Source organism: Burkholderia sp. BCC1996 (assembly GCF_905339955.1).
In the GTDB taxonomy this organism is placed as follows: Bacteria; Pseudomonadota; Gammaproteobacteria; order Burkholderiales; family Burkholderiaceae; genus Burkholderia.
The window spans coordinates 1-7,633 of record NZ_CAJPHM010000060.1 but is presented as its reverse complement, the minus strand read 5'-3'; the positions used below and the strand labels follow the sequence as shown (position 1 = coordinate 7,633).

Here is a 7,633-nt window from a genome sequence, read left to right as displayed (position 1 = left end):
TTGATTGTAGTGGCTAGATTGAAATGTCCGCTTTCGGGGTGCGGACAAAATCTTGGACTACCTTGGAGGTAGTTCATGTATTCATACGAAGACCGCGTTCGAGCGGATCACGATGACGATGCGCGAGCTGGACCGATTCAAGGTCATTCAGGACGTGGCGGACGGCAAGCTCAAGCCGTGGCGCGCGGCCGCGGGTCGACAGCATGTCGTTGACGAACGGCACGATGTAGCGGCTGTGCACCGCATCGGCGAGCAGCAGCGCGCCGATCTTCGTCGACGACACGATCACGTCCGCCTGGCGCAATTGCCGCTGATACAGGTTCTCCTGGATCCGCACGACGATCTTCGTCTCGGGCGCGATGCTGCGCACCGACAGCGTCAGCAGGATAGCGGTCGGGTCGTCGGTCACCGAGATGATGACGGCCTTCGCCGAGCGCACTTGCGCCTGCTGCAGCAGATCCTCGTGCGCGGGGTCGCCGAGCAGCCCGGTCACGCCGAGCGACGTCGCGGCCTTGAGCGCCTGCTGCTGCGCGTCGATCACGATCACCGTCGCCGGATCGACGCCGCTGTCGAGCAGCTCGCGCACGGCGATCGAGCCGGACAGGCCGTAGCCGCATACGACGATGTGATCGGTCAGTTGCTTTTGCAGGCGTTTCATGCGGAATTCCTCGACAACGCGCTGGATCACGAACTGATACGCCGTGCCAAGGAAGATGAACCAGATGCCGATGCAGATCGGCACGATGAAGAATGCATCGATCAGCCGCGCCCGCGCGGTGACCGGCACGATGTCGCCGTAGCCGACCGTCGCGACCGTGACCATCGTGAAATAGACGAGATCGGCGATGCCCATCGGCGTGCTCTTCGTCGAATCGCGCAGGCCGTCGCGATCGAGATACAGCACGAGGAACGCGAGCGCGCACAGGAACACGACGAGGGCGAGGCGGAACAGCAGCGTGCGATGCGGCGACGTCGCGGGGCGCGTGAACAGCGTGCGCGCGCGCGGCGCCTGCCACGGATTGCGGGCGCGCCGCAGGCGAGAGCGCAACGACCGGCGCTGGGCGGATGGCGAAGCCAACGGGCAATCTCCTGATGGATAAGGGGTCGATGCTACGATGGGCGGGCGCGCCTGCGGCAAGCCTGCCGGCCCCCGGCCTTACCACGTTGCATCGGCGATACGTCGCGACACCCCGGACGTTTCAGCGCTGAAACATTTCTCGAGGCCGGGCCCAGCGCCCCGCTTGCGCCACGGCGACGGTTCGCCACCGCCCTGCTGCCCTGCCATCTTGATCCGCGCACGAGAGCGTGAGCGCCGCCGCGCATCGCGCCGCGCACGTCCGCAACGCCACGCGCATTCATTCGTATCAGATCCGAAACCAAATCGCCATTCGCGCCGGCCGGCCGGCTCGCGCAAGCACGCACCGCCGTGCTGCGCGCGCCCACCATCCCATCTGGCCCGCTACTTGCTGTTGCTCCGACGTAAGGCAGTAGTCGACAAGCAGTCGCACCAAGCGACGGACATCGAACGAACAACATCGGGGTAGCGCATGAGCAAGACAAAGCGCTTGACGGCGGGGATATCCGCGCCGGGGGGACTGCCGCACCAGTCCGACCGTCACCTGCGTTGCGGCGTACTGTAATGCACGCCGCAACGACGGAAGCCGCGGCGGGCGCGGCAGGCGCGCGTGCATGGGAGCTGCCCCACGGATCGGGCATCGAGGACGATCCGCTGCTGGGCTGCCTGCTCGTGTTGACGCGGCTGTTCGACCGGCCCGTGGGCGCCGACGCGCTCGTGGCCGGCCTGCCGCTGGCCGGCCAGCGCCTGACGCCGGCGCTGTTCATCCGGGCAGCGGCGCGCGCGGGCCTTTCTGCCAAACTGGCCCGGCGCGCGCTCGACGACATCCCGGACGCGGTCTTGCCCGTCGTGCTGCTGCTGAACGACGGGCAGGCATGCGTGCTGGTTCGCAGAAACGCGTCCGGCACCGTGCAGGTGATCCTTCCCGAAACCGGCTGCGGCGAGGCAGCGCTCGCCCCGGCCGAGCTCGCGCAACGCCATGCCGGCCTCGTCCTGTTCGCGCGCCCCGCCCACCGGTTCGACGCGCGCGACGCGGAAAGCGCCGTGCCGCGCCCGCGCAACTGGTTCTGGGGCGTGGTCGCGCAGTCGTGGCCGATCTACGCGGAAGTGATGCTCGCGTCGATGCTGGTCAACCTGTTTGCGCTGGCCATGCCGCTGTTCACGATGAACGTTTACGACCGGGTCGTGCCGAACCACGCGCTCGAGACGTTGTGGGCGCTGGCGGCGGGCATCGTGCTCGTGATCGTGTTCGACGTGGTGATGCGCACGTTGCGCGGCTATTTCATCGACATGGCCGGCAAGAAGATCGACGTGATCCTGTCCGCCAACCTGTTCGAAAAAGTGCTCGGCATCCGGATGGCCGCGCGCCCGCCGTCGGTCGGTGGATTCGCGTCGCAGATCCAGGAATTCGAAGCGGTGCGCGATTTCCTCACGTCGGCCACCGCGGCGGCGCTGATCGACCTGCCGTTTTCGGTGGTGTTCATCGCGGCGATGTTCTGGGTCGGCGGCGGGCTCGGCTGGCTGCCGCTGATGGCGCTGCCGCTCGTGATCGGCGCGGGCGTTGCCGTGCAGGGGCCGCTCGCGCGGGCCGTGCAGGCCAGCCAGCGCCACGCGAGCCAACGGCAGGCGCTGCTGATCGAAACGCTGGTCGGCCTCGAAACGATCAAGGTCAACGGCGCGGAAGGGCCGATGCAGGCCCGCTGGGAGCAGTTGCTGGGCGAGATCGCGCGGCTCGGGCTCAAGTCGCGCCTGCTGTCGGGATGCGCGGTCAATTTCGCGATGTTCTCCCAACAGGTGGCCTATCTCGCCGTAGTCCTGTGCGGCGTCTATATGATTGGCGACGACCGCCTCACGACCGGCGGCCTGATCGCCTGCACGACACTGACGGGCCGCGCGCTGGCGCCGATGGGCCAGGTGGCGTCGCTGCTGACCCGCTACCACCAGTCCCGCAGCGCGCTGGCGTCGATCAGCGGCGTGATGAACCTGCCCGGCGAGCGCCCGGCCGACCAGCGCTTCGTGCACCGGCCGGCGCTGCGCGGCGAGATCGAATTCCGGAACGTCGGCTTCGCGTACCCGGGCCAGAGCGGCACGTCGCTCGACGGCGTGTCGTTCCGCATCGCCGCGGGCGAGCGCGTCGGCATCATCGGACGCGTCGGCTCGGGCAAGACCACGATCGAAAAACTCATCCTGGGGCTCTATCCGCCCGCTTCCGGCAACGTACTGATCGACGGCGTCGAGCTGCGCCAGTACGATCCCGCCGCGCTGCGGCGCGGGATCGGCCACGTGCCGCAGGACGTGATGCTGTTCAACGGCACCGTGCGGGACAACATCGTGCTGGGCGCGCCCGGCGTGGACGACGACGCCGTGCTGCGCGCCGCGCAGGTCGCCGGGGTCGCCGACTTCGTCAACCGCTTGCCGAACGGCTTCGATCTCGCCGTCGGCGAGCGCGGCGAAGCGTTGTCCGGCGGACAGCGTCAAGCGGTCGCGATCGCCCGCGCGATGTTGCTGTCGCCGCAGGTGCTGTTGCTCGACGAGCCCAGCAGCGCGATGGACAACCGGTCCGAGGAACTGTTCAAGGCGCGGCTCGCGGCCCGCCTCGAGGGCCGCACGCTGCTGCTCGTCACGCATCGCCCATCGCTGCTCACGCTCGTCGACCGCCTGATCGTGATGGATCAGGGCCGCGTCGTCGCCGACGGCCCGAAGGACCAGGTCCTGGCCGCGCTTGCAGGGAGGACGCTCCATGTCGCTGCTGGCTAAACCCGACGGCGCGGATACGCCGACGATGAACCGCGCCGCGGCGCTCAAGGCGCTGGCCGCACGGATCGGCGCGGCCCTCAGGCCGCGCGCCGACGATACGGCGTTCATGCGCGAACGCTGCGCTGCGGCAATGGAAGGGCCGCGCTATTTCAGCCACTGGATACTCTGGGCGACGCTCGCCTTCTTCGTCGTCGCCCTCGCCTGGTCCGCGTTCGCCGAAGTGGACGAAGTGACCGTCGGCGAAGGCAAGGTGATCCCGTCCAGCCGGGTGCAGGTGGTGCAGAACCTCGAGGGCGGCATCGTCTCCGAGATCATGGTGCGCGTGGGACAGGTCGTGCAGAAAGGCCAGCCGCTGATGCGCATCGACGATACGCGCTTCACGTCGTCGTACAAGGAAGGACAGGCGAAGGATGCCGCGCTGCTTGCCCGGATCGCGCGCCTCACCGCCGAGGCGAACGGCGCCGCGTTCGTCGCACCCGATCGGCTGGCGCAGACGAGCCCCGGCCTGCTGGACGAAGAGCGCTCGCTGTTCGCATCGCGCCAGCGCGAATTGCAGGCCAATCTGGACGTGCTCAGGCAACAGGCCGAACAGCATCGCCAGGAGCTCGCGGAGAAACGTTCGCGCCAGGCGCAGCTGCAGCATAGCTATGGCCTCGTCGCGAAGGAGCTGGCGCTGACGAGCCCGCTCGTGCAGAAAGGCGCGGTATCCGATGTCGAAGTCCTGCGGCTCGAACGGCAGGCCAATGACATGAAAGGCGACCTCGACGCGACGCGGCTGGCGATGCCGCGGCTGGAAGCCGCCTATCGCGAAGCGCGCCAGAAGATCGACGAAACGACCGCGCACTTCCGTGCCGACGCGATGAAGGAGCTGAACCAGGCGCGCGCCGAACAGTCCGCGCTGAGCGCGGCCAATGTGGCGCTCGAGGATCGCGTCACGCGCACGCTGGTGCGGGCGCCGCTGAAGGGCATGGTCAAGCAGATCAAGATCAACACCGTCGGCGGCGTGATCCAGCCGGGGATGGACCTGCTGGAGATCGTGCCGCTGGACGACACGCTGCTGATCGAAGCACGCGTGCGGCCCGCGGACATCGCGTTCCTGCATCCGGGGCAGGACGCGACGGTCAAGCTCTCCGCGTACGACTTTTCCATCTACGGCGGCTTTCCGGCCGTCGTCGAGGACATCAGCGCCGACACGATCGTGCCCGACCGCCCCGGCGAGAAACCCGACAGCTACTACCGCGTGCTGGTGCGCACGCGGCAGAACAAGCCGAGCGGCCGCAGCCAGCCGGTCGCGATCGTGCCGGGCATGATCGCGACGGTCGACATCCGGACCGGCCGCCGGACCGTATTGCATTACCTGCTCAAGCCCGTCATCAAGACCAAGGAAATGGCGTTGCGCGAGCGCTGATACGAAGACCGATTTGCAGATCCGCAGGCGAGTGCCGCATGGGGCGGCGAAATGCCTGCATCAATACACATCAGACAGGACGGGGAGCACGACATGGCGACGACTTCGAACGGCACCGCGGTGTCCATCAGCAATACGCCGCAGGCACAAGACGATGTGTTCATGTCGGCGCAGACAGGGCTCACCGACAATGCACTCACCACCGTCTACCTGAACGTGATGGCGAACGATCTCGGCGGCGCGGCCAAGACGCTCTACTCGCTCGACTCCGGCACCGAAGCGACCGTCGCGCTCGAGCAGACCGCGCTGCTGACGCAGGACACGGCGAGAGCCGAAGCCGTGAGCATGGATTACAGCGCGCACGGCGCGCACATCTGGGTCACGTCGGACGGCAAGGTCGGATACGATGCGAGCCATCTCGATGCGTCATGGCTGTCGAACAGCTTCAATACGCTCGGCTACGCGCAGGACAGCTTCACGTACGCCATCCGGTTGGGCAACGGCACGCTGAGCTGGGCGACCGCCTATGTCGATATTGCACCGCCCGCCCCTGTCGTCGCGCTGGCGCACGACACGGGCAGTTCGGCCACCGACCACATCACGTCGGACTGCACGCTTTCGCTCGGCGGGATCGCACACGGCGCGACCGTTCAGTACAGCACCGACAACGGCGCCCACTGGAGCACCGGCTTCAGCGCGGTCGAGGGAACGAATACCGTGCTGGTCCGGCAGGTCGACATCGCCGGCAATGCGTCGGCGGCGGCGTCGTGCTGTTTCACGCTCGATACGGCTGCGGCTGTGGCGCCTGGTGTGGCGCTGGCGATCGATTCGGGCAGTAGTGCTGTTGATCACGTCACGAATGTCGGTACGCTGAATGTGACCGGGGTTCAGAGTGGCGCGACCGTGCAGTACAGCGTCGATAATGGTGCGCATTGGAGTACCAGCTTCGGGGCGGTCGAGGGTGTGAACAATGTGCAGGTGCGGCAGGTTGACGTCGCGGGCAATGCGTCAGCGGCGACGTCGTTCAGTTTCACGCTTGATACGTCGGCTGCCGCGCCCGGTGTGGCGCTGGCGGTCGATTCGGGCAGCAGTGCTGTTGATCACGTCACCAATGTCGGTACGTTGAACCTGACCGGCATCGAAACCGGCGCCACCGTGCAGTACAGCGTCGATAACGGTGCGCATTGGAACACCAGCTTCAGTGCCGTCGAAGGGTTGAACAACGTGCAGGTCCGGCAGGTTGACGTCGCAGGCAACACGTCGGCGGCGACATCGTTCAGCTTCACGCTCGATACGGCGGCGGCTGCGCCCGGTGTGGCGCTGGCGGTCGATTCGGGCAGCAGCGCTGTTGATCACGTCACCAATGTCGGTAAGTTGAACCTGACCGGCGTCGAAACCGGCGCCACCGTGCAGTACAGCGTCGACGGCGGTGCGCACTGGAACACCAGCTTCAGCGCGGTCGAAGGCACGAACAACGTCCAGGTCCGGCAGATCGACGTCGCCGGCAATACGTCGGCGGCGACGTCGTTCAGCTTCACGCTCGATACGTCGGCTGCCGCGCCCGGTGTGGCGCTGGCGGTCGATTCGGGCAGCAGCGCTGTTGATCACGTCACTAATGTCGGCACGTTGAACCTGTCCGGCATCGAGAATGGCGCCACCGTGCAGTACAGCGTCGATAACGGCGCGCACTGGAGCACCAGCTTCGGTGCGCTCGAAGGCGTAAACAACGTGCAGGTCCGGCAGGTTGACGTCGCCGGCAATACGTCATCGGCGACGTCGTTCAGCTTCACGCTCGATACGTCGGCTGCCGCGCCCGGTGTGGCGTTGGCGGTCGATTCGGGCAGCAGCGCTGTCGATCACGTCACTAATGTCGGCACGCTGAACCTGACCGGCGTCGAAACCGGCGCCACCGTGCAATACAGCATCGACAACGGCGCGCACTGGAACACCAGCTTCGGTGCACTGGAAGGCACGAACAACGTGCAGGTCCGCCAGATCGACGTCGCGGGCAACACCTCGTCGGCGACGTCGTTCAATTTCACGCTCGACACGTCGGCTGCCGCGCCCGGGGTGGCGCTCACCACCGATTCCGGCAGCAGCGCGTCCGACCACGTCACCAATGTCGGCACGTTGAACCTGACCGGTGTCGAATCCGGCGCCACGGTGCAGTACAGCGTCGACAACGGCGCGCACTGGAGCACCAGCTTCAACGCCATCGAAGGCACGAACAACGTCCAGGTCCGGCAGACCGATATCGCCGGCAACACGTCGTCGACGACGTCGTTCAGCTTCACGCTCGACACCTCGGCGGCTGCACCGGGCGTTGCCCTCACCACGGATTCCGGCAGCAATGCGTCCGATCACGTCACCAATGTCGGCACGCTGAACCTGTC

Annotated in this window: 3 protein-coding genes and 1 pseudogene; 3 read left to right on the top strand and 1 reads right to left on the bottom strand. The window is 66.8% G+C overall.

Annotation, left to right across the window (positions count from 1 at the left end):
• Window positions 1-169 precede the first annotated feature (169 nt).
• Window positions 170-1,078: pseudogene (locus U4Z64_RS37020) on the bottom strand (potassium channel family protein); the annotation flags it as partial.
• A gap of 561 nt (window positions 1,079-1,639) precedes the next feature.
• Here U4Z64_RS37020 and U4Z64_RS37015 point away from each other — a divergent pair.
• The 3 genes from U4Z64_RS37015 to U4Z64_RS37005 form a co-directional block, all read left to right on the top strand.
• On the top strand, window positions 1,640-3,832 hold the full coding sequence (locus U4Z64_RS37015; RefSeq protein ID WP_321822656.1) for a type I secretion system permease/ATPase: 2,193 nt from the start codon (window positions 1,640-1,642) through the stop codon (window positions 3,830-3,832).
• Window positions 3,816-5,240, top strand: a complete 1,425-nt coding sequence (locus tag U4Z64_RS37010; RefSeq protein ID WP_321822655.1) for an HlyD family type I secretion periplasmic adaptor subunit — start codon at window positions 3,816-3,818, stop codon at window positions 5,238-5,240. Before U4Z64_RS37015 ends, U4Z64_RS37010 begins: the two co-directional genes overlap by 17 nt.
• A gap of 93 nt (window positions 5,241-5,333) precedes the next feature.
• On the top strand, window positions 5,334-7,633 hold a 2,300-nt coding region (locus tag U4Z64_RS37005; protein WP_321822654.1), incomplete at its 3' end, for a beta strand repeat-containing protein.

Bases quoted from the DNA above. Each gene is read 5' to 3' on its own strand.
- U4Z64_RS37015 (WP_321822656.1), top strand. From the start codon at position 1,640: ATGCACGCCGCAACGACGGAAGCCGCGGCGGGCGCGGCAGGCGCGCGT.
- U4Z64_RS37010 (WP_321822655.1), top strand. From the start codon at position 3,816: ATGTCGCTGCTGGCTAAACCCGACGGCGCGGATACGCCGACGATGAAC.